Source organism: Microcoleus sp. bin38.metabat.b11b12b14.051, from assembly GCF_013299165.1.
Lineage (GTDB): Bacteria > Cyanobacteriota > Cyanobacteriia > Cyanobacteriales > Microcoleaceae > Microcoleus.
In genome coordinates, this window is sequence record NZ_JAAFKD010000028.1 from 25334 (window position 1) to 48064 (window position 22731).

The 22731-nt window shown below is 46.0% G+C and carries 20 protein-coding genes; 8 read left to right on the forward strand and 12 right to left on the reverse strand.

What is annotated here, in order from left to right; genetic code table 11:
• The gene (locus tag QZW47_RS23635; RefSeq protein ID WP_293132411.1) at positions 1-309 is read right to left on the reverse strand and encodes a hypothetical protein; all 309 of its coding nucleotides are present in this window, start codon (positions 307-309) and stop codon (positions 1-3) included.
• 31 nt (positions 310-340) lie between these two features.
• Positions 341-940, reverse strand: coding sequence for a hypothetical protein (locus QZW47_RS23640; RefSeq protein WP_293132414.1), 600 nt, complete (start codon positions 938-940; stop codon positions 341-343).
• Positions 941-1022: 82 nt separating this feature from the next.
• Between QZW47_RS23640 and QZW47_RS23645 the strand changes: the two genes are divergently transcribed.
• The gene (locus QZW47_RS23645; protein WP_293132417.1) at positions 1023-1919 is read left to right on the forward strand and encodes a hypothetical protein; all 897 of its coding nucleotides are present in this window, start codon (positions 1023-1025) and stop codon (positions 1917-1919) included.
• Positions 1920-2187: 268 nt separating this feature from the next.
• Here QZW47_RS23645 and QZW47_RS23650 read toward each other — a convergent pair whose 3' ends face one another.
• From QZW47_RS23650 to QZW47_RS23670, 5 genes are all read right to left on the reverse strand, one after another.
• The gene (locus QZW47_RS23650) at positions 2188-2526 is read right to left on the reverse strand and encodes a XisI protein (RefSeq protein ID WP_293132420.1); all 339 of its coding nucleotides are present in this window, start codon (positions 2524-2526) and stop codon (positions 2188-2190) included.
• Between the two features lie 51 nt (positions 2527-2577).
• A complete protein-coding gene (locus tag QZW47_RS23655; protein ID WP_293132423.1) occupies positions 2578-2970 on the reverse strand; it encodes a type II toxin-antitoxin system VapC family toxin in 393 nt (130 codons plus the stop codon).
• Entirely contained in the window at positions 2970-3434 is a 465-nt protein-coding gene (locus QZW47_RS23660) for a DUF2281 domain-containing protein (RefSeq protein WP_293132426.1), read from the reverse strand. The genes QZW47_RS23655 and QZW47_RS23660 overlap by 1 nt, the downstream gene beginning before the upstream one ends.
• A gap of 164 nt (positions 3435-3598) precedes the next feature.
• Complete coding sequence (locus QZW47_RS23665) at positions 3599-3769, reverse strand: hypothetical protein (protein WP_293132429.1); 171 nt, start codon at positions 3767-3769, stop codon at positions 3599-3601.
• 65 nt (positions 3770-3834) lie between these two features.
• Positions 3835-4047: a hypothetical protein gene (locus tag QZW47_RS23670; RefSeq protein ID WP_293132432.1), complete on the reverse strand. Its 213-nt coding sequence runs from the start codon at positions 4045-4047 to the stop codon at positions 3835-3837.
• Between the two features lie 195 nt (positions 4048-4242).
• Here QZW47_RS23670 and QZW47_RS23675 point away from each other — a divergent pair, with 195 nt between their 5' ends.
• The gene (locus QZW47_RS23675) at positions 4243-4428 is read left to right on the forward strand and encodes a hypothetical protein (RefSeq protein ID WP_293132435.1); all 186 of its coding nucleotides are present in this window, start codon (positions 4243-4245) and stop codon (positions 4426-4428) included.
• A gap of 99 nt (positions 4429-4527) precedes the next feature.
• On the opposite strand, the gene QZW47_RS23680 is transcribed toward QZW47_RS23675, so the two are convergent.
• Positions 4528-5115 carry a Uma2 family endonuclease gene (locus QZW47_RS23680; protein ID WP_293132438.1) on the reverse strand — a complete coding sequence of 196 codons (588 nt, stop codon included), beginning with the start codon at positions 5113-5115 and terminating at the stop codon, positions 4528-4530.
• 262 nt (positions 5116-5377) lie between these two features.
• Between QZW47_RS23680 and QZW47_RS23685 the strand changes: the two genes are divergently transcribed.
• Positions 5378-6148 carry a DUF429 domain-containing protein gene (locus QZW47_RS23685; protein ID WP_293132441.1) on the forward strand — a complete coding sequence of 257 codons (771 nt, stop codon included), beginning with the start codon at positions 5378-5380 and terminating at the stop codon, positions 6146-6148.
• Between the two features lie 372 nt (positions 6149-6520).
• On the opposite strand, the gene glgP is transcribed toward QZW47_RS23685, so the two are convergent.
• Both glgP and QZW47_RS23695 read right to left on the reverse strand, forming a co-directional pair.
• Positions 6521-9079: an alpha-glucan family phosphorylase gene (gene glgP, locus QZW47_RS23690; protein WP_293132559.1), complete on the reverse strand. Its 2559-nt coding sequence runs from the start codon at positions 9077-9079 to the stop codon at positions 6521-6523.
• Positions 9080-9601: 522 nt separating this feature from the next.
• Positions 9602-12949, reverse strand: a complete 3348-nt coding sequence (locus QZW47_RS23695) for a GGDEF and EAL domain-containing protein (protein ID WP_293132444.1) — start codon at positions 12947-12949, stop codon at positions 9602-9604.
• A gap of 348 nt (positions 12950-13297) precedes the next feature.
• Here QZW47_RS23695 and QZW47_RS23700 point away from each other — a divergent pair, with 348 nt between their 5' ends.
• The 5 genes from QZW47_RS23700 to QZW47_RS23720 all read left to right on the forward strand — a co-directional run bounded on the left by QZW47_RS23700 (position 13298) and on the right by QZW47_RS23720 (position 19417).
• Positions 13298-13876: a hypothetical protein gene (locus QZW47_RS23700; protein WP_293132447.1), complete on the forward strand. Its 579-nt coding sequence runs from the start codon at positions 13298-13300 to the stop codon at positions 13874-13876.
• 367 nt (positions 13877-14243) lie between these two features.
• A complete protein-coding gene (locus tag QZW47_RS23705; RefSeq protein ID WP_293132450.1) occupies positions 14244-15284 on the forward strand; it encodes a M20/M25/M40 family metallo-hydrolase in 1041 nt (346 codons plus the stop codon).
• Between the two features lie 224 nt (positions 15285-15508).
• Positions 15509-17869 carry an FHA domain-containing protein gene (locus QZW47_RS23710; RefSeq protein WP_293132453.1) on the forward strand — a complete coding sequence of 787 codons (2361 nt, stop codon included), beginning with the start codon at positions 15509-15511 and terminating at the stop codon, positions 17867-17869.
• A 610-nt stretch (positions 17870-18479) separates the two neighbouring features.
• The gene (locus QZW47_RS23715) at positions 18480-18971 is read left to right on the forward strand and encodes an SRPBCC family protein (RefSeq protein ID WP_293132456.1); all 492 of its coding nucleotides are present in this window, start codon (positions 18480-18482) and stop codon (positions 18969-18971) included.
• Positions 18968-19417: an EVE domain-containing protein gene (locus QZW47_RS23720; protein WP_293132459.1), complete on the forward strand. Its 450-nt coding sequence runs from the start codon at positions 18968-18970 to the stop codon at positions 19415-19417. Before QZW47_RS23715 ends, QZW47_RS23720 begins: the two co-directional genes overlap by 4 nt.
• Positions 19418-19537: 120 nt before the next feature.
• Here the strand turns inward: QZW47_RS23720 and QZW47_RS23725 are convergent, their stop codons facing one another.
• Together QZW47_RS23725 and QZW47_RS23730 are read right to left on the reverse strand one after the other, a co-directional pair.
• Complete coding sequence (locus QZW47_RS23725) at positions 19538-20578, reverse strand: glucokinase (RefSeq protein ID WP_293132462.1); 1041 nt, start codon at positions 20576-20578, stop codon at positions 19538-19540.
• 35 nt (positions 20579-20613) lie between these two features.
• Positions 20614-22668 (reverse strand): amylo-alpha-1,6-glucosidase, encoded by a 2055-nt coding sequence (locus QZW47_RS23730; protein ID WP_293132465.1) that lies wholly within the window; start codon positions 22666-22668, stop codon positions 20614-20616.
• Positions 22669-22731 lie beyond the last annotated feature (63 nt).

Genomic DNA, 22731 nt, shown 5'->3' on the forward strand with positions numbered 1-22731 from the left:
TCAAATTAACCAATTCTCTAATTGCCACACAGGAATATTGATAAAATCACGAGTATCGCTTCTCACCAAAAGAGTTTTGCTCTTAATTGCAGCATAGGTAATTTTGAAGCAATATCTGTAGGAAAATGGCACTGCCGTCTCCTCTTCAGGATGAAATACAGAACACGGCATTTGGAAGCAATATCTGTAGGGAAATGGCACTGCCGTCTCCTCTTTAGGATGAAATACAGAACACGGCATTTGGAAGCAATATCTGTAGGGAAACGGCACTGCCGTCTCCTCTTCAGGATGAAATACAGGACACGGCAATGCCGTGTCCCTACCCGTTATCTAGCTGAAATTAATACGGAGTTGCTTTAATTGTCATCGTCTTTTTCTTCACATCAAACTGCATTTCATCAATGACATATTGCGGTGTATTTTTCCCATTTCCAGCGATAACAGACATGATACCGTCCAACTTGTCAGCAGAAATAACAGACCCCAGATTCAACTCTGCTTGACCTGTTTCCGGCTTTACCAGGCGAAAAGCGTTCATGGGAATACCGCCCCAAGTCTCTGTACGTCCCGGTGGAGTGCCGGAACCCCGAATAATCGGCCCTCCATCAGCGCGATAAGCGGGAGCATTGTTGGGAAACACGATTTTCTCAACTTGATTCAAGGGGAGCGATTTCTTATCCACTGCTCCCTTTATCCATAATTTTTGCTCTTTCTCATCAATCTCTAAAACTTGGCCGTCTCTTGCAGTGCCCCGTTTCATCACAATTTTTGCTTTTATGGGCAATGCTACAGGTATGGGCGGGCGGACCTTAGCCTGTGCTTGTACAGATGGCAAATTTTGTTTCTGGACTTCCTGACTGGCGGCATTGACTTGCGCCGCCATACCCGCCGTTACTGTAAAAAGTGCTACAACTAGAAAAGAAAGTGTTTTGCGTTTCATAGTCCCCCTAAACCCCCTTCAAGGGTAAGCGTTAACCCGCTACCGTTATAAACCCATACTTCAGTCCCTTGAGGGTAAATCCGTGCTCGTTACTCCAGAACCTACTCCCGAATCGAATATCTTAGGAAAATTTGCCAGTGTTGTTGGCTTGCTTGGTGCCGCCCTGTTTTTCACGGGCTGGATTTATCGCTGGTCGTACTTTTACTTTTTTCAGATACAGGTAACGACTCTCGATTTACCAGTGGAATCGTTTTTCATGGCCCCACTTCAGGTTTTTTTAGCTGATGGGCCCACGATATTCAGAAGTGCGATCGCCTTTCTGCTGACAGTCTTTGCAATTTATCTCACTTTGTGGCTGGTTAACAGTATCAACAAGACAGTTGCTGCTAAAATCAATAGCATAATTAGCCGCTCTCTTTCCTATCCTTACGGCAGAAGATTCAGGTGGCTTTACCGCATCATCAAGTCTTGGGAAGAATTTAATATCAATAGATATAACTCCCTCAAATTATTGCGATCGTTCGTTGACGAAGTTATTATCGTCAGTTTGGTATTGCTAGTGCTGTTCTGGTCTGCTTACCACCAAGGAATTGCCGATGGCCGACGCGATGCCAGCGAAACTTCTGCTTTACCCGCTGTCACTTTAATCGCCAAACAAGACAATATTTCATTAGGCAGAAAACTTGATGATGATACTCTTCGTTCCGCCGGGAAAGGATTTAAAGCGATTGGAGATATAGGTTTATTTACTGATTTGAGCCAGCAAGACTTTAATCATATCAATAACTCCCAAGAACCTATAGTTTGGCGACTGCTTCTACATAGGGGAAACTGGATTTATATGTTTCCCACTTTAACTAAATCACAGCAAAAAGACCCTAAAACTCGCCCTCTAGTAGTTGCTGTTCAACAAAGTGAATCCGGCGATCAATTACTCATACTCAGTCCGGAACCTTCTCAACCTAAACCGTCGAAATAAAGTCGGCGCGAGTTGATTGAATACCAAAATCATCTCGATGCTAATTGTTAGAGAGTTAAATCAACTTGTAGGGTGCGTCATACGGGTGCATCTCACTTTTGAAGAGGGCGAAGCATGACCGCATATAAGTTATTAGTTATAATCCCATATTGACTGCGGTCATGCTTCGCCCCTACAAACATATTTGCCAAAGTGAGATGTACCCCGTCATACATTGATGATTTCGATCTCAACAGGTTTTTCTGCTCCGCGAAACCTTACGTATTTCCTAAGCAACTCCATAGCCAGTATATGGGCGCTTATAAGATGGATGCAACCCTAAAATAATATCCTCTTTAGGTACTCCCATATCAACTAATTCTTGTCCTAAATCAGCTTCTGTCATATTACGTTGAATCCAGATTTTACCATTTTTGATATCTAAGTGAATGAAACAGTTATAAATTCGCTTGTATCCCTCCCAGCCAACGTCTAAAATTTGGTAATGGTCTTGTTCTGTATCGAACACAAGCTGACATTCAACATCCAAATCTGAATTTTGATCGACTGTGGCATGAGTGGTTAGCAACTGGCGGATAAATTGGCGGTACTGCTCTATTCTTTCCATTCGATGATTACCTCCTGCACTGCTAATAATTCGTTTAATCGTTTTTATGATTCACCAAATTAAATTAATATTCTTAGAATAGGCATCAAACGCAGAATCTTTACTTAATATGGGTATTCCTTCCCTTATTGCTTGTGCGATGAGCAACCTATCGAACGGATCTTTATGATAAAAAGGCATGGTCACGATCTCACTCAGATGATCTAAATTAATATTCAGGAGATTAAAGTCTTCCAAACTGAGTTTTTGCCCGATATACTCATGAAGAGGCAAGCTCAAATTTAAATGCCCTTTACTTTCCTTAATTGCCATCTCCCAGATACTTGCTATACTGATCAGTTTATTATTATCTTCATCCTCAATTAGAATTCGTGCAGTCGTACTGAGTTGAGAATCGCCCGCAAAAAACCAAATTAAGGTATGAGTATCTAACAGAAGTCTCATTACATATAATCCTTGAAATCTTCTAATGGCTCGTCAAAACCGTTAGATATTGAAATTAAATCGCGATCGCTGCCGAACAGTGGTGCACGGGGCTTTTTAGGAGGCATCACCGATGATTTTCTATTGGTTGTGCGATCGCTTTCTAAGAATTCTCCAATTTTTTGCCATTCCCCTCTGTCTTCATCTGACAAAGCTGCCAGAAACTCTTTCATCATTTTCAGTTTCTCCTCATGGTTGACAGGCGAAACTTCCCGTACTTCAATCAGAACTTCGCAGCCATCAGGAATGTTAAAATTTGCTGACAGTTGGATGTTTTTACCTTGTTTTATGCCTTTAACTTGGATAGGTTCGGATTTCAATACTTGCCTGAGATAAATTGCAGATATCAGGTCAGACCAGGTAAAGTTTTCAGGCAGCCGATCGATTAAGCTGCGGACTTCTTCTTTAAGATTGATGGTTTCCATCGGTTTTAGTAAAGAGAGTATGGGTTTTAATTGTAGTACAAGCGGTATTGAAGCGATCGCACTTTTAGCAAAAGTTCATTGCAACTGATATCTTGCACCTGTTGCAGTCCGACAGAGGTTTAAACCCCCGACGGACTTAATTCGGTTAGCCCGCCCTGGTATCTTTAAAGTGCCGATCGCACCCACACAATCTCAAACACGCCGTCAGGAATAAACCGACACAACGCCCTCAAACGATCGTCCGCATCTTGGCGGTTGAAAAAACGAGAAATCGTGTAATGCTGAGCATTCGGCAAAATCCGCACGATCGCCCAAGAATTGCGATCGCCACCCACAATCGGAGAATGGGCTTTTCTGAGAGTGTTGAGATAACGGGCGATGGCTACGCCCCGGCTTGCGCCTACGCACTACCCTTAATATTTGCCGCCACGCGCTCAATCACCATCGCCACCAAGCTTTCCAGCTCTTGCTGAGTCAACTGCGCGCGATCGACATCAAAATCGTCATCCGAGTAGCAGCGGATGCGTGACAGCAGTTGCGTCACGCCAAAGTCATCTAAAGCTTGTTGATAGCCGCGAGTATATTCGCAGTCGTCGCTTCCAGGCCGTACCATAGAGATTGTCTCCTTGCTTATTTGGGGGCCATCAGCCAGCGACGAACTTTCCTAGGGATGACGCTGGCTTTTGACTTGCTCACAGTATATCACTTAAACACCACATATATGTAACGGATATGACGTAACCTAGACAAGACAGTCCATATACAGCACAATGACGATCGCCCTAAACAACAAAATACTGAGCCTCGGATGACCAAACGCTTAACCACTTATTTGGCTGATGGAATCTACGACATCCTGGAAGAGTGGGCAAATCAGGAACGCCGTTCAATCAGCAGTTTGGCAGCATTCGTTTTAGAACAAGCTGCTAGAGAACATCAAAAGGAAATGAAACAACAGCCCCCGCCATCCGATGAAAAGCAGGAGAAAAATTAAGTGAGGTTTGGGCGTAGGCGCAAGCCGGGGCGTAGCCATCGCCCAAATCAAAGAGACTGATGGCTGAAGTCCTTGCTGCCAAACGATTGTGCAACAAGTCTATTCTGCTGCGACTTCAAAATTTATGCGATCGTAAATATCCGTCAAACTAATTTGGAACTCAACCGACTCCATTGCTAATACAGAATCTTCTGACTCATACTCAGTAAATAGCCATTTACCATCAGCCGTCTTAGCCAATTGTTCGACATGATATTTGTATTGGTCAATTAAAATATATTCCCGAAGTTCAGGAATCGATCGATAATAAAGAAACTTCTCCCCTCTGTCATAATCTTTAGTAGATTTTGACAAAACCTCAACAACTAGCAACGGATTTGTCACAGTCGTGGTGTTACTTCCGTGATAAATCGGTTCACCCTCAATCACCATCACATCTGGATAAGTGTAGAGATGATAGCGCGGTATCCACAACCGCATATCATTGATAAATATCTCGTAATTTTGCGCGTTCACAGTCAAAGGAAATATGCGGCAAAAATTCAGCGCAATTTTATTGTGATTAGCTGTTCCACCTGTCATTGGTAATATTTCTCCATCTAGATATTCGCTTTTGTATTCCGCAGCTTCCTCTAAAGCCAAATATTCGTCTGGAGTATAGTAGCGTTTTTCTGTTTCTGCCAACATACTATATTTCTCCTATCCAATTTGATATTCATCATTGTATCATATTTTTGATGGTGCAATTATCTCTGGCACACAAGCATCTGTAGGGAAACGACACTGCCGTATCCTAATCCGCTGCTACATTTTTATGTATAATGATCACGGCTGAGATATGGGGGTCAGAAACCAGGTTTCTACGATAGTTTGCGGACAGGAACGATAAATATATGAACAAACCGGGTTTCTCATCTCAGCGCGCGTCCAGGACTCATTTAAAAATATTATGAAATTTATCGGCATCGATTTAGGTTGGAGTTCAGGCGCCAGCGGTTTATGCTGTTTGAATTGGGAAAATAACCGATTACAATTCATCGAGTGCGATCGCCAATTAGCAACCAACGACATTCTCGCCTGGATCGATCGCCAAATCTCCCCAACCGAACCAGCAATCATCGCCGTAGACGCACCCACAATCATCGCCAATCCTACCGGAATGCGCCTCGCCGACAAACTCACCCACAAACACTTCGGCCGCTATCACGCAGGCTGCTATCCCGCCAACCTTTCCCGCCCCTTCGCGCAAAAAACCGTAGAATTTGGCCTCAGTTTAGAAGCCCGAGGATTTGTCCACGCACCAACGATTGAAGCTCAAAAATTAGGGCGATATCAAATAGAAGTCTTTCCCCATCCAGCCACAATCAATCTATTTCAATTAGAGCGAATACTCAAATACAAAAAAGGAAAACTGGCAGAGCGTCAACTAGAATTGATGAAACTCTGCCAGTATATTATCGATATTTTACCAACTCTCAAACCATCTCTAAATCTCACCAATGTCGAGAATAAAAATTCGCGTTCATCAGCGTTTATCAGCGGTTCACAACTCCCCGAAATCCCCACCAGTATCGCCACCCTCAAAGCCTTAGAAGACCAGCTAGATGCCTTGCTATGTGCTTATATCGGCGCCCACTGGTGGTACTGGGGAATCGAAAAGAATATCGTATTGGGCGATCGCACAACCGGCTATATAGTCATACCCTCGCGACAGTTATGAGTATCGCTCTGGTTTCGCTCTGCTCGCGAGCGAGGACGATCGCACTGAGCTCTCATTCGGAATTGGATATTACCCAACTCTTCCAGCCCGCGGAGGCGGGCTTTGTTTGTGTAGACGCGAATTCCATTCGCCCGGATTTGTTTGGCGTGCGAATTACTCTACTCTTAGAGCCCGCGGAGGCGGTCTTTGTTTGTGTGCCCGTAAACTCCGCGAATTCCATTCGCCCGGATTGGATATTACTCTACTCTTAGAATCCGCGGAGGCGGGCTTTGTTTGTGTGCCCGTAAACTCCGCGAATTCCATTCGCCCGGATTTGTTATGAATGATGAGTTCGGAATTATCAATTAATAATTCTCTTCAACTCAAAACTCTCTAATGTGCCCAGAGAATCACACCAGCTTCATAGGGACTGCTAAGATTATCATGCTTCGGCAAAACCCGCAGCGACAAACCTTGCAAACCACTAGAAGTATAAGTAATGTCAGCCGTATAAAGACTAGCATTGTGAGAATCTTCTCCCAAATACTCCATTACCACCGGCACACCGCCGACAATATCACCATTAGCATCAACCGAACCTTGATAAAGTTCAATTTGCACGTCCGCAGGCGTTAATCCCTTTAGATTGATGCGAGATTTAACAGCGATCGACTGATTGACCTTAACTTCCTTATCCTGGGAAATATCAACAGACTCAATCTTAATGTCGTGCCACTTAGCCCGAACGTGTTTCTTCCATTGAGACAACTCCTTAGCTGGAGCGCATCCCTCCGAGGTCATCGTGTGGAAGCGATCGCTCACGGGGAAATAAGCCCGCCGTGCGTAATCCTTCACCATCCGAGCCGTATTAAAGAAAGGACAGTTCAAAGCAATCGAATCCTTCATTTTCGCCGTCCAACCGCGAGGAATTCCATCGGAATCTCGGTTGTAAAACAGCGGTACAACTTCCTTTTCCATCAAGTCGTACAAAGCATTCGCCTCAACCTCATCCTGATACTTAGTATCTTCGTAAAACTCGCCATGTCCGATCGGCCAACCGGTACGAACATAGTCCGCTTCATCCCACCAACCGTCAAGAATACTGAGGTTTGGCAAACCATTCATCGAAGCTTTCATCCCCGAAGTACCCGAAGCCTCACGGGGGCGGCGCGGCGTATTCAGCCACACATCGCAGCCCGACACCATCATCCGAGCCACATTAATGTCATAGTTCGGCAAAAACACCATCGAACTGATAGTTTCGTGCTCGCGGATGAAATGAACAATATCCCGAATCAATTCCTTACCCGGAATATCCATCGGGTGAGCCTTCCCAGCAATCACAAACTGCACCGGGCGGTTTTTGTCGCGCATGATCCGCATAATGCGATCGACATCACGCAAAAATAGTGTCGCCCGCTTGTAAGTAGCAAAACGGCGCGCAAACCCGATCGTCAATACCTTCGGATCGAGAGCTTCCCGCGCGTGCTCAATTTCGGTTTGAGCCGCACCGCGCTCGCGTAGAGTTTTTTGCAGCCATTCCCGTGCAAACACCACCAATTCCGATCGACAGCGTTCGTGATTGCGCCACAATTCCTCATCGGGAATCGACGACATCCTGTCCCATAGTCGATCGTCCTTTGCCGTCATTTCCCAATCCGGGCCAAGATATCGATCGTACAATTCCTGAGTAGATTTGGCCACACAACTGCGAGCGTGAACCCCGTTGGTAATCGAAGTAATCGGCACCTCTTCCTGAGGTAAACCCGGCCACAACCCCTGGAACATCGGGCGCGACACCACACCGTGCAAAGCCGCCACCCCATTGACAAAACTCGACATTTTAATTGCCAAAATTGCCATATTCAGAGGCGCAGACGAATCGGCAGTATTCTCCCGGCCCAATCCCAGAAACTCCTCTTGCGACAAACCAAACATCTTGGGATACTGACCCAGATAGTGCATTACCATATCCGGCTCAAACAAGTCAAAGCCAGCAGGTACAGGCGTGTGAGTCGTAAACATACTGCTCGAAATTACCACCTGTTCCGCTTCCAAGAAACTCAGGTGATATTCCTCCATCAGCATCCGAATGCGTTCCAAAGCCATGAAAGCCGCGTGGCCTTCATTCATGTGATAAGCCGTAACTGTCAAGCCCAAAGCCTTGAGCATTTTCACGCCGCCGATGCCCAACATGATTTCTTGGTGCATCCGCAGAGTTTTGTCACCGCCGTAGAGTTGGTCGGTAATATCTTGATCGTAGCGGCTGTTAGGTTCAATATTTGTATCCATCAAGTACAGAGGAACCGTACCCACCTGTACTCGCCAAATCCGGGCGTACACCTTACGGCCCGGATAGTCCACCTCAATCCGCAATTCCGAACCGTCGGGATTGCGTTCTAAGTGCAGTGGCATATTGTAGAAATCGTTCAGCGGATAGCGTTCTTGCTGCCAGCCGTCGGCGTTGAGATACTGCGAAAAATAGCCTTCTTGATACAGCAAGCCCACGCCAGCTAAGGGCAAGCCCAAATCGCTAGCAGATTTGAGGTGGTCGCCCGCGAGCACACCCAAACCGCCGGAATAGATGGGTAGGGCTTTTACTAAGCCGAATTCCATCGAAAAGTAAGCGTAGCATTCTTTCAGCTCTGTACCGCGCTGTTTGCGATACCAGGCACGATTTTTGAGATAATCCTCTAACTGCTGCGCTGCTCGGTTCATTTGAGCAATGAAGCCTTCATCTTCTGCCATTTCTTGCAGTCGCTCTTGAGAAATGGTTCCCAGCATCAGCACCGGGTTTTGGTTGCTGGAGTCCCAGAGGTCTCTATCGAGGCGGCGGAAAAGGTCTTTGGTATCAACGTTCCAATCCCAGTGCAAGTTGTAGGCAAGCTTGCGTAGGGGTTCGAGGATTGGGGGTAGGGACGGGGAAACGTTAAACGTGCGAATTGGCTGCATAGACAAAGCATTTATGTTGGGGTAGCGATATTTTCCTCTGTCTTTTGGCACAAATCGGTTATTCTGCACACTATTTTAAGTTTTAAGTCGCGCGGGCGATCGATCGCACAAGACACGGCGGTCTCAGCCGCGTCGATACAAACACTCACGCACCTCCGTGGGTTGAAGAAGACACAGCGGTTGAAACCGCCGTCTCAACTGCCGTCTCAACTGCCGTCTTTCTCTGATCTTCGTCGGCGTCCGGCGGACATCGTTTGTATAGAACCCATTTGAGATCTATTCTGCGTAAATCTCAGAAACCGGGTTTCTAGGAGTATTTCTCGTGACCAACCCAAAAACTCGTAGAAACCCGGTTTCTTGCCCCGGGCGTAAATCTCAGAAACCGGGTTGATCTCGGTATTTCTCGTCACCCAACCCAAAAACTCAAAGATGTCAAATGGGTTCTATAGACGTGGTTTCAACCGCCGTCTTTTTCTAATGACAACAGTCAACAGTCAACGGTTAACAGTCAACGGTCAACAGTCAAGAAATTTTCACTTTCCTCAACAGAGAATTTACCAAAAGTTTGCTAGCATCACCAGCCGAGAGTGCAGTGCTGAAATAGTGACCCTGAATTTCGTGACAGTGGAGCGATCGCAAACAATCCAACTGCTCTTTAGTTTCTACTCCTTCGGCCACCACGCTCAAATTCAAATCTCGCCCCAGCGTGGCTACAGCATTGGCGATCGCCCGTTGGCACGGATCAGTCGTCAGTTCCCCGACAAAAGATTTGTCTATTTTCAAGATATTCAACGGAAACTTTTTCAAATAATTTAGAGAACAATAACCCGTGCCGAAATCGTCCAGGGCAATCTGCACTCCCATATCCTGCAACTCTCTCAGCACTTTTGTGGTATATTCCACATCTTGCATGGCCGTAGTCTCTGTAATTTCTAATTCTAAATACTTCGGTGCTAAACCAGTTGTTTCCAAACATTTTGCCACCATTTGCACTAAATTAAATTGCTGGAACTGCCGAGCCGAAAAATTGACGGCTACCCGCAAATCTGGTTGCAAAGCATCCTGCCAAGCTTTATTTTGAGTGCAGGCAGTTTGCAAAACCCATTCGCCAATAGGTACAATTAATCCGTTCTCTTCTGCCATCGGAATAAATGTCGCAGGAGAAACTAAACCTAATTCTGGATGTTGCCAGCGCAGCAGGGCTTCCATACCCTGAATTTTCCAAGTAGTGATGTTGACTTTAGGCTGGTAAAACACCTCAAATTCTCCCTGCTCTAGAGCTTCGTGCAGCCTGTTTTCTATATTCAGCAACTGGCTGCCTTGGGGATTAATTGTTGAAGTGTATAACTGATAGTTATTTCTTCCCCTTTCTTTCGCACAGTACAAGGCGGCATCGGCATTTTTGACTAAAGTTTCGGCATCTTCGCCGTCGTTGGGATAAACGGCAATGCCGATGCTGCTGCTGACGTGAAGCGACTGTCCTTCTAGTTTAAATGCTGGCTTTAAATTGTCGAGAATTCTTTGAGCTGTTTTTAGTGCATCTTCCAAGCAATTGACTTTGGGAAGCAGCACGGTAAATTCGTCGCCTCCCCAGCGCGCCACCGTATCAGTCGATCGCAATGTCTCGCTGATGCGTGCGGCAAAACCTTCTAGCAGGCGATCGCCCGCAGCGTGACCTAGTGTATCATTAATCTTTTTGAACCTGTCCAAGTCTAAAAACATCACAGCGAGCATTCTTTGATTTTTTTTAGCTTCTCTCAATGACGCCAGCAGGCGATCGTTAAACAGTATCCGGTTCGGTAAACCAGTGAGTTGGTCATAAACAGCTTGATAGCGAATAATTTCTTCAGCTTGCTTGCGCTGAGTGATATCCATCATAGTGCCAATCGCCCGCACTGCTTCGCCGCTGGCATTGCGGATGATGTACCCGCGATCGAGCACGAAAACATATCCCCCGTCGGCGCGGCGAAAACTGTATTCCTCCGACCAACATTGAGCATCTGAGTTCATTGTTAAATTGAAGCTTGACTTCACTCTTTCCCGTTCTTCAGGATGAATATTTTGCCACCATGATTCTACTTCTATCGTCTGAGTTTCGTTAAGTTTGTATCCAAAAACTTTTTCAAACTCTTCGCTCAACCAATACTCGCTTTTTAACAAATTCAAGTCCCAAACTGCATCATTTGTTGCCCGTGTCAGCAGGTGAAAGCGTTCTTCGCTTTTGCGGAGTTTTTCTTGGGATTGCCAGCGTTCTGTTACATCGCGAAAGCTGAATACTCTACCGCTAATTTTGCCTCCAGTCAGTTGCGGGAGCGAGTAGCGCTCAAAAATTCTGCCATCTTTAAACTCGATGATATCGAAACTTTCAACAGCAGGGCGATCGGACAATTCTTTAGCCCGGTAAAGAAAGATTTCCGGGTATTTTAACTGGTTTATTCCAAACCCCAAAATTTGGTTGCTATCTCTCGAATCCAGCAGGAAATCTGGCAACTGCCACATTTGGGCAAACTTGCGATTAAAGCTGACCACTTTTCCTTGGCCGTCAACCGCCAGAATGCCGTCAGCAGTAGACTCAATGGTGGCTTGCAACAACGAAAGAGATGTTTCTAGTTCTAACTCTGCTAATTTGCGATCGCTAATGTCAAAAGCTGTGACTAATATCGACGCTTTTCTTTCAAATTTGATAATATCTACAGTGGCTTCAATCCAGCGTGTTTCTCCGGTTTTAGTGAGAATTTTTACTTCATTTTTTGAAAGTAAACTTTCTCGGATCTGGTGGGATTTGCCCCATCTTTTAACTGTTTCTCTAAAATCTGGATGAACTAAATCGTATAAATCCAACGCTAGCAATTCTTCGCGAGTATATCCAGTCATATCTTCTGTCTGAGAATTAACAAAGCGCAACTGTCGGCGCTGATAGATAAATGCAGCAGCATTAACAGTCTCTACCAGTTGCCGAAACTTTTTTTCACTGCGCCGCAAATCTCTTTCAGCCCGCTTGCTATCGGTAATATCTTGTGCTACGTACAACTTACCGCTGACATGGCCTTTGTCGTCCCGAATAGTTGAAATAGAAAGCAGGACAATTATTTTTTTATAATCTTTAGAAATGTAGATTCTTTCGACGTTTTTCACACAATTTTCTGCTGTTAAATTAGCTAACTCTGACCCTTGTGCAGGTGAGTCAGTCTCTTTAAAAAGTCCGGCTATTTGTTTTCCTAACAAATCTTTTTTAGAATATCCTAAAAGTTCACAAGTAGCTTGGTTTAATGACAGGATATGACCGCCTGGGGTGGTGGCAATTATCGAGACGCTCATTTCCTCGCAAATATCGAGGGCATATTCGGCAGTTTGCTGCAAATCTTGGGTCATTTTGGCAATAGTATCCCCAATATCTTGTAGTTTTTTTGGTTCCAATATAGTTTCTCCCTGTGGTAGCTTGTGTTGCACGGTTTGAGAATTCTGTTTAATAGCCCAGCTCGCCTTGGACAACAGATTTGCGATTTTATTCCTCCTGATGAACAGCGAGATTGCTAGAGAAATAAAAACCAGATAAAAACTAATTTTTTTTAAACTAAAAGTCGGAGCGAGAGCGGAATCTTTATCAGAATATGTAAAATTGTAGGTTCGTGTATTTATTGGTTCTATATAAGAAGAGGATTTATCCACAAATAAGTCTGCTCTTGAATTAGTGCCAGATGCCGATCGCCTAGAGCTGTGGTTGTCAGGTGCTACCCAAATTGCTTTTGCCGCGAGATTGCCGTCTCTAACCCCTACCATTGCGGGCAAAATTTTGGGATTAATGCAACATTCCACACCCAAAAAAGTAGCAGTTAAATATCCCAACATTAATCTGTCTATCGTTTTCATTTCTGTGAATCCTTGATTTTAAATCAATGCTAACTAAATTCCTGTGACAAAAACAAAAATTAACGAACCAAGTTTTAGGTACTCGTAAAACATATATAACCTTTATTTTTGTGAATTTGGACAATTAAGTTTTTCAAAATTTTTCAATTTTTTTCCATAATTAATTATAATTCTAATTATAATTTTAAATATGTCATCGGCCATTTTGCCACAAATTATCCGCCATTATGCGTAGAGATCGGCTGGGAGCGCGCTAAAATTAGAGAATTCCCCTCATAAGTCGGCAAGATTTGTTATAAAAATAAACAATTAGCTTAAAATCGATGCACAGATCCACGAATTGAACCAATGAGCCAGACGATCCCAGAACTCCAAACAGAAGTCCGCGCGCTGCAAGCAGAAGTTGCCACCATGCAAGAGGCGCGCGAAAAACTTTGCGTACAGCGCTCAGAGTGCCGAGTGACAGTCAGTTTCCCGAAGAATAATACTCCTGAGGCTATGGCCGAGTTCCACCAGCAAAATGCTGCCTTTGGGGAGCAGTGGTTGCAACAAATCCAGGAGATTGAGCGAGAAACTCAAATTATAGAAAAGCAACTCGAACAAAAACAGGCGGTAATCAATTACAAACAAGGCGAACTAGACAAATTGCTAGCGGGACAGCACTGGCAAAAAGTAGAAAACGACGTTCAAACCGGGGAAAAGCGCTTGCAAGCACAAGCTCGCAAAATCAATCAAGCAGCAGCACAACTTGAGGCGGAAATCCAAGCTTTAAAAGCACTGTACGATTTACTCAATCCCAGTTATTCCGAGTGGTTTCAACAACAAACTGAAGTTGTTGATTTTTCGGCAAAAACTATTCCTTACGCTTTTCCCAGTAGCAGCGGCTTAATATTGGCAAATAAGGAGATTGAATGGGATAAAAAATAGTTTTCTACTGTGGAAATTGCAGGTAAATTATTAGGTTGAATGTCGCCGCAAAATTGCTCAATAACTCTGACGGGACGGCGACATTTAATTATTTATAGCCTTTTTATCAAACCTGAGCTATGGTTTAGATTTTAGATTTTATATTTTCGATTCGGACATTCAGGGATTGAGAGATTGATTGTCAATACTTCATATTTTTGATAAATGCTATATTTGTTTTACAAAAAATCAATTAAATAATTACAGAGGGGTGCTGAGGGCGATCGGGTTAAAAATTTTGAGTTTATTTTTGTGAAATAGGTTTATTTTTACGATATTGTCAAGCTAAAATATAAAATCTAACAGTCTACAATCTTGAATAGACTTAATGATGAAACGATTGATTTGGATAGCGCTATTTATTCTGGTTGGGTTGGTGGCTGCGGGTTGGGGTTCTGGCTCGTTGCAGCGTTTTTCGGCTGTGCCGGAAGTTTCGATCGATCGCACTATCCACACTTCCCAAAACCCGTCTACCTCGCCACTGACTGCTGAAAAAGATGCACCCAGCGGCCTGCAAATTGACCCGTTGAGATTGTGGAAACACGTTGAAACTCTAGCAGGAGAACGGGTGGAAGAACAATCTCGCACTTTTACGAGAGACTACATTTCGCAACAACTGCAAACCTTCGGTTTTTCGCCAAAATTGCAGGAATTCGATCGCGGAATCAATGTTTTTGCCGAGAGAAAAGGTACTGACTCAAAAGCTGGGGCAATTCTCGTTGCTGCACACTACGACACTGTACCAAAATCGCCTGGGGCTGACGACAATGCGACAGGAGTTGCAGCAGTTTTAGAAGTAGCAAGATTGCTGGGTTCTAGTCCCACGCCTCGGACATTGCAAGTGGCATTTTTCGATAGGGAAGAAATCGGACTTTTAGGCAGTTTAGCATTCGCCGGTAGCCCAGCGCGATTAAAAAATTTGCAGGGTGCGATCGTCCTAGATATGATCGGTTATTCTTGCCACAAGTCAGGCTGTCAGCAATATCCCGAAGGATTGACACCGCAACCGTTTCTAGATGCAGCCGGGGTAACATCTCCCGATAAGGGCGAGTTTATCGCTGTGGTTGGGGATGCGGAACATCCGTTGCTGTTGCGCGCTTTTGCGGAGTCGCCAAAAGCTGATTTACCTGCTGTGGTAACTCTACCGGTTCCTCTGAAAGGGGTGCTGACTCCCGATGTTTTACGCAGCGACCACGCGCCGTTCTGGTATAAAGGAGTTGGTGCTGTGTTGGTGACGGATACTGCAAATTTGCGATCGCCCCACTACCACCAATCTACCGATACCCTCGCAACTATCGATCGGTCTTTTTTCGCCGGTTCTGCCCAAATCGTGGTCAATGCCGCAGCTAAACTATTGGAAATTCAGTAATTAGTCATTAGTCATTAGTCATTAGTCATTTGTCATTTGTCATTAGTCATTTGTCAGTTGTCAGTTGTTAGTTGTCAGTTGACAGAATGAATAGGGAATAGAGAATATAGGTGTAACGTGCGCGGAAGACGATACATTTTGCATAAGTTCTCAAATAAATAAGTCGATTGTGGCGCTAGTTTTGATATGCTGACAAAAGTTAGCGCCAAAAATGTGATTTAAATATGATAGGTAATATAGGACAACCGACTGCTGTCAGCGATCGCCCTTATTTAGTATTAACGAGTCAAGATCAAACCATACAGTTAGAGTTAAAACAGCCGCAGCACGTACTAGGGCGCGATCGCACTCGTGCTGATTTCGTGGTTCCCGAGCCTTGGCGGGCAGTTTCCGGCGTTCATGCTGTGTTGCGCCAAAAGGGGGATACTTACTGGATTTACGACGGTGACGGACAGCGCCCGAGCACTAATGGCTTATTTGTCGATCGCACTCGCATTACTCCCAATGACGGTTATTGTCTCAAAAACGGTACAGAAATTAAAATCGGTCTCGATCCAAAAAATCAAGTTTTAGTCACTTATTTTAATCCGCTGGCGAGTCAAATTTTTCCGCCCAGCAAACAGTCAATTCCTCTCAGCAATCGATCGGTTTTGTTGGGCCGCGATCCAAATGCTTCGCTGCAATTGGATGCGCCGCTGGTTTCGAGGCGCCACGCGACAATCGATGCAGACAGTCGCGGTAATTATATTTTACGAGACCACAGTGTTAATGGCGTTTTTGTCAACGGTCAGCGCATCACAAATTCTGCACAGTTGGCCGAGGGAGATGCGATTCGGATCGGCCCGTTTACTCTAACTTACCGCAATCATACGTTAGAGGTGCAAGACCGAGGCAATCAAATTCGCCTCGATGCTGACAGTCTGGTGATTCCCAAGCGTTTGGATCGTATCACTTTGGCGATCGAACCAGGGCAGTTTGTGGCTTTAGTCGGCGGTAGTGGTGCGGGTAAATCTACTTTAATGCGGACGCTTTTAGGGATTGAGAAAACTACTGAAGGCGCTGTGTTTCTCAACGGCGACAACTTGCGCCAAAACTTCAATATTTATCGCAATCAAATTGGTTACGTCCCTCAAGATGATATTATTCACGCAGATTTAACCGTAGAAGAAGTGTTGAGTTATGCTGCTAAATTGCGCTTACCTCCCGATACAGATGTTAAGCAAGTAGTCGCAAAAACTTTAGAAGATATTGAAATGACTCACCGCCGTACTGCTGTTGTCAGACAGCTTAGTGGCGGACAGCGCAAACGGGTTAGCATCGGAGTTGAACTGTTAGCAGATCCGAAACTTTTCTTTTTGGACGAACCGACTTCCGGGCTAGATCCGGGGTTGGATAAGAAGATGATGCAGCTACTGCGAAAGTTGGCAAGTCAAGGCCGGACGGTGATTCTGGTGACTCACGCGACGGCAAATATCACCATGTGCGATCGCATTGTCTTTATGGGCCGCGGCGGACGGCTTTGTTACTTCGGCCCGCCCACCGAAGCCCTGGATTTTTTCGATGTCAAAACTGGGGATTTTGCCGACATTTACAACGAATTAGAAACAGGAGAAACCAACGTTCAAAGCTGGGCAGAAAAGTTCAATAAATCTCCATACTATCAGCAGTATATTGTCAACCACTTCAGCACCGGCAACGCTAATGGAAAAACACCTGCTGCGCCTCCCAAGCCCAAATCTGTATCTTTTGTAAACCAACTCGTTCTGCTTGCTCAGCGCTATTTTCAGCTTATTTGCCGCGACTTAGTTAACTTGAGTTTAGCTCTTTTAACGGCTCCGATCGGGATTAGTTTGCTACGGCTTGCCGTCAGGGATAAAGACCCGTTAATTGGCGCACCCGAACCAACTTTAGCACCTTTAGCGATGCGCGTTTTGTTTGTATTTACCTGCGCGGCTATTTGGGTAGGACTCGCAACTTCTCTGCAAGAGATTGTCAAAGAATCGGCTATTTATTTGCGCGAACGTTTAGTTAATTTAGGATTGTTTGCTTATTTGGGTTCAAAGCTTTTCATACTTTCCGGCTTAGCGGTATTGCAAACGCTGTTGATGGTAGGAGTGATTCTGATTGCTTTTAAATCCCCGGAACCGAGTTTAATTTCCTGGCCGGTGGGAGCAGCTATTACCACATTCCTGACTTTAATGAGCTGTATAAGTCTTGGATTGCTGGTTTCTGCGATCGTCAAAAATGGCTCTCAAGCTAATAGCGCTTTACCTCTAATATTGTTGCCTCAGATTATTTTTTCTGGAGTTTTGTTTAAGATGGAAGGTGTGGCGAGCAAGTTTTCTTGGTTGATGTTAAGCCGCTGGTCTGTGGGTGCTTACGGTTCTTTAGTTAATGTAAATGCGATGGTTCCCGCGCCTACTACTTTGCCCGATGGGAGCATACTTCCTCAGCCGTTTGAGCCTACTCCTGTTTACGATCCAACTTGGCACAATCTCAGTTTAAATTGGGGGATTTTGTGCGTGCATATTTTCGTTTATTTGATGTTGACTCTGTGGTTGCAGAAGCGGAAGGATATTTTATAGCAGTTGACAGTTGACAGAAGAGCCCGCCCGCGGAGTCGAGGGGTTGACAGCTTGCGCGCTCGCGACTTGCCCGCCCGCGAAGTCGAGGGGAGTCGAAGAGTTGACAGTTGACAGAAGAGCCCGCCCGCGGAGTCGAGGGGTTGACAGCTTGCGCTGAGCGAAGTCGAAGAGTTGACAGAAGAGCCCGCCCGCGGAGTCGAGGGGTTGACAGTTAAAGAGTCAATACCGTAGGGTGCGTCGCTATCAATCATCTACTTGGAAAAGTGAAAAATCTCACAGCGACGCACCTTACAAGGATCTATCCTCGCCGACAATAATTGCCTAAAATCAACAATAGGACACATATAGCCCAATACGGTTTACTTAAGGCCGTCTTGGGGGTAAAACACTATGAAAAATAGATACTGCGATTGCTTCGTTCCTCGCAATGACAATCTTAAGTAAACCGTATTGACATATAGCCTTTCTCAAAAAGATGAGGTACTCATGGGCATAGGCCTCCGTGGCCTCCGTGGGCATACCTCACTTTTTTGAGAACCGCTATAGGCTTTGCGTAAGTATTATATAATTAGGGATCTGCACTTAATTAATGCAAAAAAATGAGGATTAAATGTTAGTTAAAACCAACGCGTCAGTAGAAATTGCTGCATCACCGGAAGTAGTGTTTGATTTTGTGGCATCACTATCGAATGTGCCAAAATCCTTTCGCGGATTTGGTCCAATTCCAGCAATTATTAAAGCTGAAATGGCTGATGGTGGAGAGATGCGTGAAGGCGGTGTGCGGCGGATAGAAAATTCCGATACTTCGGTGATTGATGAAGAAATCATTACTTTCAAAAAGCCAGAAAGACAAACCTACCGACTGGTTAGAGGGTTTAAGTTTCCCATTTCTCTACTCATTGAGTCTGGTGGCGGAGATTGGAATTTCACTGCTACAGCAAAGGGAACTCGGATTGATTGGGAGTTTTATTTTATGCTGACTTCTCCGGTATTCTATCCGCTTGGATTGTTGCTAGTTCAGGTTTTTATGCAAAAAGCTATGCAGCAGTGTTTAGATAATATTCAAGAATATTTGGCTAGCCCAAGCGAATTGATTGTATGAATTATTGGCTGATGAAGTCGGAACCGGATGTTTACAGTATTGCAGACTTGCAGGGCGATCGCACTTCTATTTGGGACGGTGTTCGCAACTATCAAGCGCGCAATTTTATGCGGCAAATGAGTCCAGGAGATTTAGTATTTTTTTACCATTCTAATACTAAAACTCCCGGAATTGTCGGGTTGGCGCGCGTTGTGGAAACGGGGATTGCTGACCCGAGTCAGTTTGATATGAATAGCGAGTATTATGATATTAAATCGCAGCTAGATGCGCCTCGCTGGCAAACTGTGAGGGTTGAGTTTGTTGAGGAGTTTGTTAAGTTAATTTCTTTGGATGAACTGAAGTCACATTTTAGTGCTGATGAGCTTTTGGTGGTGAGGAAAGGTAATCGGTTGTCGGTGATGCCGGTGTCTGAGAGTGCGGCTATGAAGATTTTGAAGGTGAGGTAATTATAGATTAGTAGGGTGCGTCAGCCGATCGCCATTTTAGCAAAAATCGAGCAGATTAAAGCTGGCGCACCCTACAATTATTAACTGGGGCGGGCACGGGGGCACCGCCCCTACAATACCTTAAAGGCCTGCCGCACAAACCGCCGCTCCAATTAACCCTACATTGTCATTCAAAACTAATCGAACTGGCATCATTTCTAACAGCGAATCCATGCGGCCTTTGTGGGTGAAAGCTCGCATAAAACTTCCTTCTAGAATTAGTGGCAAAATCTTGGCAGCGATGCCGCCGGCGATGTAGAAACCGCCGTAAGGTAGAAGTGACACAGCCATATTTCCGGCTACAGCGCCGTAAGCTTCTACAAACATTTGCATTGTTTGTTCGGAAAGCCGATCGCACTTTTGGAGTGCAGCCCCTGCAATTATCGCACCTGGATCGACTGTCTTCTCGCTTTTACCAATTTCCGACTCCCATTTGTCGATCGCTTCTCCCACCTCGGGTGATTCAGCAGCAAACTTGCGATCGCGCAAAAACTGGTAAATTGAAACAATCCCCTGGCCGGAAACTACACGCTCGATCGATATTCTTTGAATGTCATGTTTTGCTAACAAATATTTTAGCAAATCAAACTCCAACTCCGATCGAGGAGCAAAGTCACCGTGTCCCCCTTCGGAAGAAAAAACTCTGATACCATTTGCTTCGGGAATTGCAAAACAATGTCCCAAACCAGTCCCCGCACCAATTACAGCAATCGGATCGTGCTGGCTGGGTTTTCCCACTTGCAAAGTGTGCAAATCATTGGCCTCCAAACCCCACACGCCGTAGCCAACCGCGACAAAATCATTAATTAAACTGACGCGGGAAATTCCTAATTCTTGTTCGAGACGCTTCGCTTCGAGCACCCAAGGTAAATTAGTCAGTTTAGCGCTGTTGTTGACTACTGGCCCGGCGATCGCAAAACAAGCTTTTTCGAGTTCTGGGGTAAACTCCAATTTAGTAGCAGCTTCTGTCAAAAATTGCTGTACCATCGGCACTAAATCAGGAAACTCTCCGCTCGGATAACGAAACTCGTAAAGAGCATTCATTGCACCATCAGCAGTCCTTTCCACCAATCGCAAAATCGTCTTAGTTCCGCCAATATCGCCCGCTAATAATAATGCCATAAACCTCTGATTCCACCCAACAGAACATTCCCCATTTAAACATCCAGATTATTAATTGCCAACCAAGCCCGCAACACCTCAGCCACAGTCCAAGCTTGAGCCGTGCAGCCCCGGGGCGAGTGGGGGGCGTCGCCCTCAAAAATTTCGCCCAAACTGCCAACTCCGCCCGCTCTTATATGATGTGCCATCGGTTCCAGGAATTCGCGAGCTTGTTTTGGATCTTTGTATACGTGCAAGTGCGCTAAGACGAATGGGCCCATCAACCAGCCCCAAGCTGTGCCTTGGTGATAGGCACTGTCGCGCTGTAATGGGTCGCCTTCATAGGTTGCGCGGTACTGCGGGTGCTGCGGCGAGAGGCTGCGGAGGCCGTGGGAAGTGAGAAGTCCGCTCGCGCAGGCATCCACGACGGCGCGGCGCTGGATGGGCGTGAGTAACGGTGTATAACGAGTTGCCGTCCCCCCCATTCGCCCTGCTGCGGAGTGCGCCGGAATCGAATCTAGGGGTAGGGATACGGCGAATATTTGATTGGGGCGCAGGGAAATATCGTTGCCGTCGGGGCCGTCGAGAACGTCGTAGCAGTAACTGGTTGAGTCGTTCCAGAAGCGGGTGAATCCGGTGGCGGTACGATCGCCCAACTGCTGATATTCATCATGAGACTTGCCCAATCTGCGAGCAAAACTGGCCATTGCTTGCACGGCATTGTACCAAAGCGCGCTAAGTTCGATCGGCTTACCGATTCGAGGAGTCACCACCCAATCGCCGATTTTCGCATCCATCCAAGTCAGTTGTACGCCTGTTTCCCCCGCGTAGAGCAAACCGTCGTCAGGATCGACACGGATGTTATACCGAGTTCCCCGCACGTGCCAATCCACAATCTCACATAATGTCGGCCAGAGTTCCGCCAAAAGTTGGTCGTCGCCGGTGCAGTCGCAGTAAGCGCGAATTGCTTCAAAGTACCACAGCGTAGCGTCTGCGGTGTTGTATTCCGGGGCGCCGCCAGCATCCGGGAAGCGGTTCGGGAGCATTCCTCGATCGACATATTGTGCAAAAGTCCGCAAAATCGATCGGGCAATTTCCCAGCGCCCGGTACAGATTGTGAGGCCGGGCAGGGCGATCGTGGTATCGCGCCCCCAGTCGCTAAACCAGGGATATCCGGCGATAATCGTTTTGCCGTCGGGTTCCTGCGGTAGCGGGCGGTTGACGATAAATTGGTCGGCTGCTAGCACCAACTGCTCGATCCAGTCGGGAGATTCGCTCACTTTTGACCATTTTTGCAACAATTCTTGCTCGTAGGTGCGACGCAATTCTAAAGCTGTACCGCCGTTGAGTTCGGGATTTTTCTCTGTACTAGCGATCAATGTGAGAGACTCGCCCGGTGCGATCGCAAAGTGCAAAGTTGCCGCGTGCAAGTGATCCTCGCAGTAGTCCAACCCGCGCCGCTGTTCGGCTGCCAAATTAAATCCGTAGTGCCAATTGTATAAGGGCGTAGCAACTTTGAATTTAGCTTCTGGTGTGGCATCTGTCAGCAGGTAAAGTGGCGTCGCCCAGGGAAACGCGGTGACACAAACCCCGGCACTCAAGGTTTCTAGGCTGACAGGCCAGTCGCCAGCGCCCGTCATGTGGTGGTAGTCGCGGTAGTTGATTAAGGCTTTGACGGCGATCGCGATCGGTTGTGAGGCGCGATGTAAGCGGTATTGAATATATGTTGTGTTAGCACCTTGCTGCATCCAAATCCGCTTTTCGAGGATAGCGTCGGCGAGGGCATACCTCCAAACAGGCGTTGTACCTTCGAGGTGGAAGCTTTCGATGCAGTTGTAGCCGTGGGGTTCGATCATATTGTCGGCCCAGCGGTTGGTATAAAGCGGGTAGGCGCGATCGGCATACACGGCCGTCTCGTCCAGCTTGGCAAGCATCAAAGTCCTTCCCAGCGGGGGTTTCAGGGCGGCTACCAGCAGCCCGTGATAGCGGCGGGTGAGCAGATTTGCGATCGTCCCGCTAGCATAACCGCCGATCCCGTTTGTCACTAACCACTCCCGAGACTCCGCCGAGTCGAGATTGCAGCAGATTTCCCGTCCAAAAGCAATAGCCATAGAATACACGCTCACGCTGATTTGCGATCTACCTTTAGATATATTTTAGACAATATAAACGAG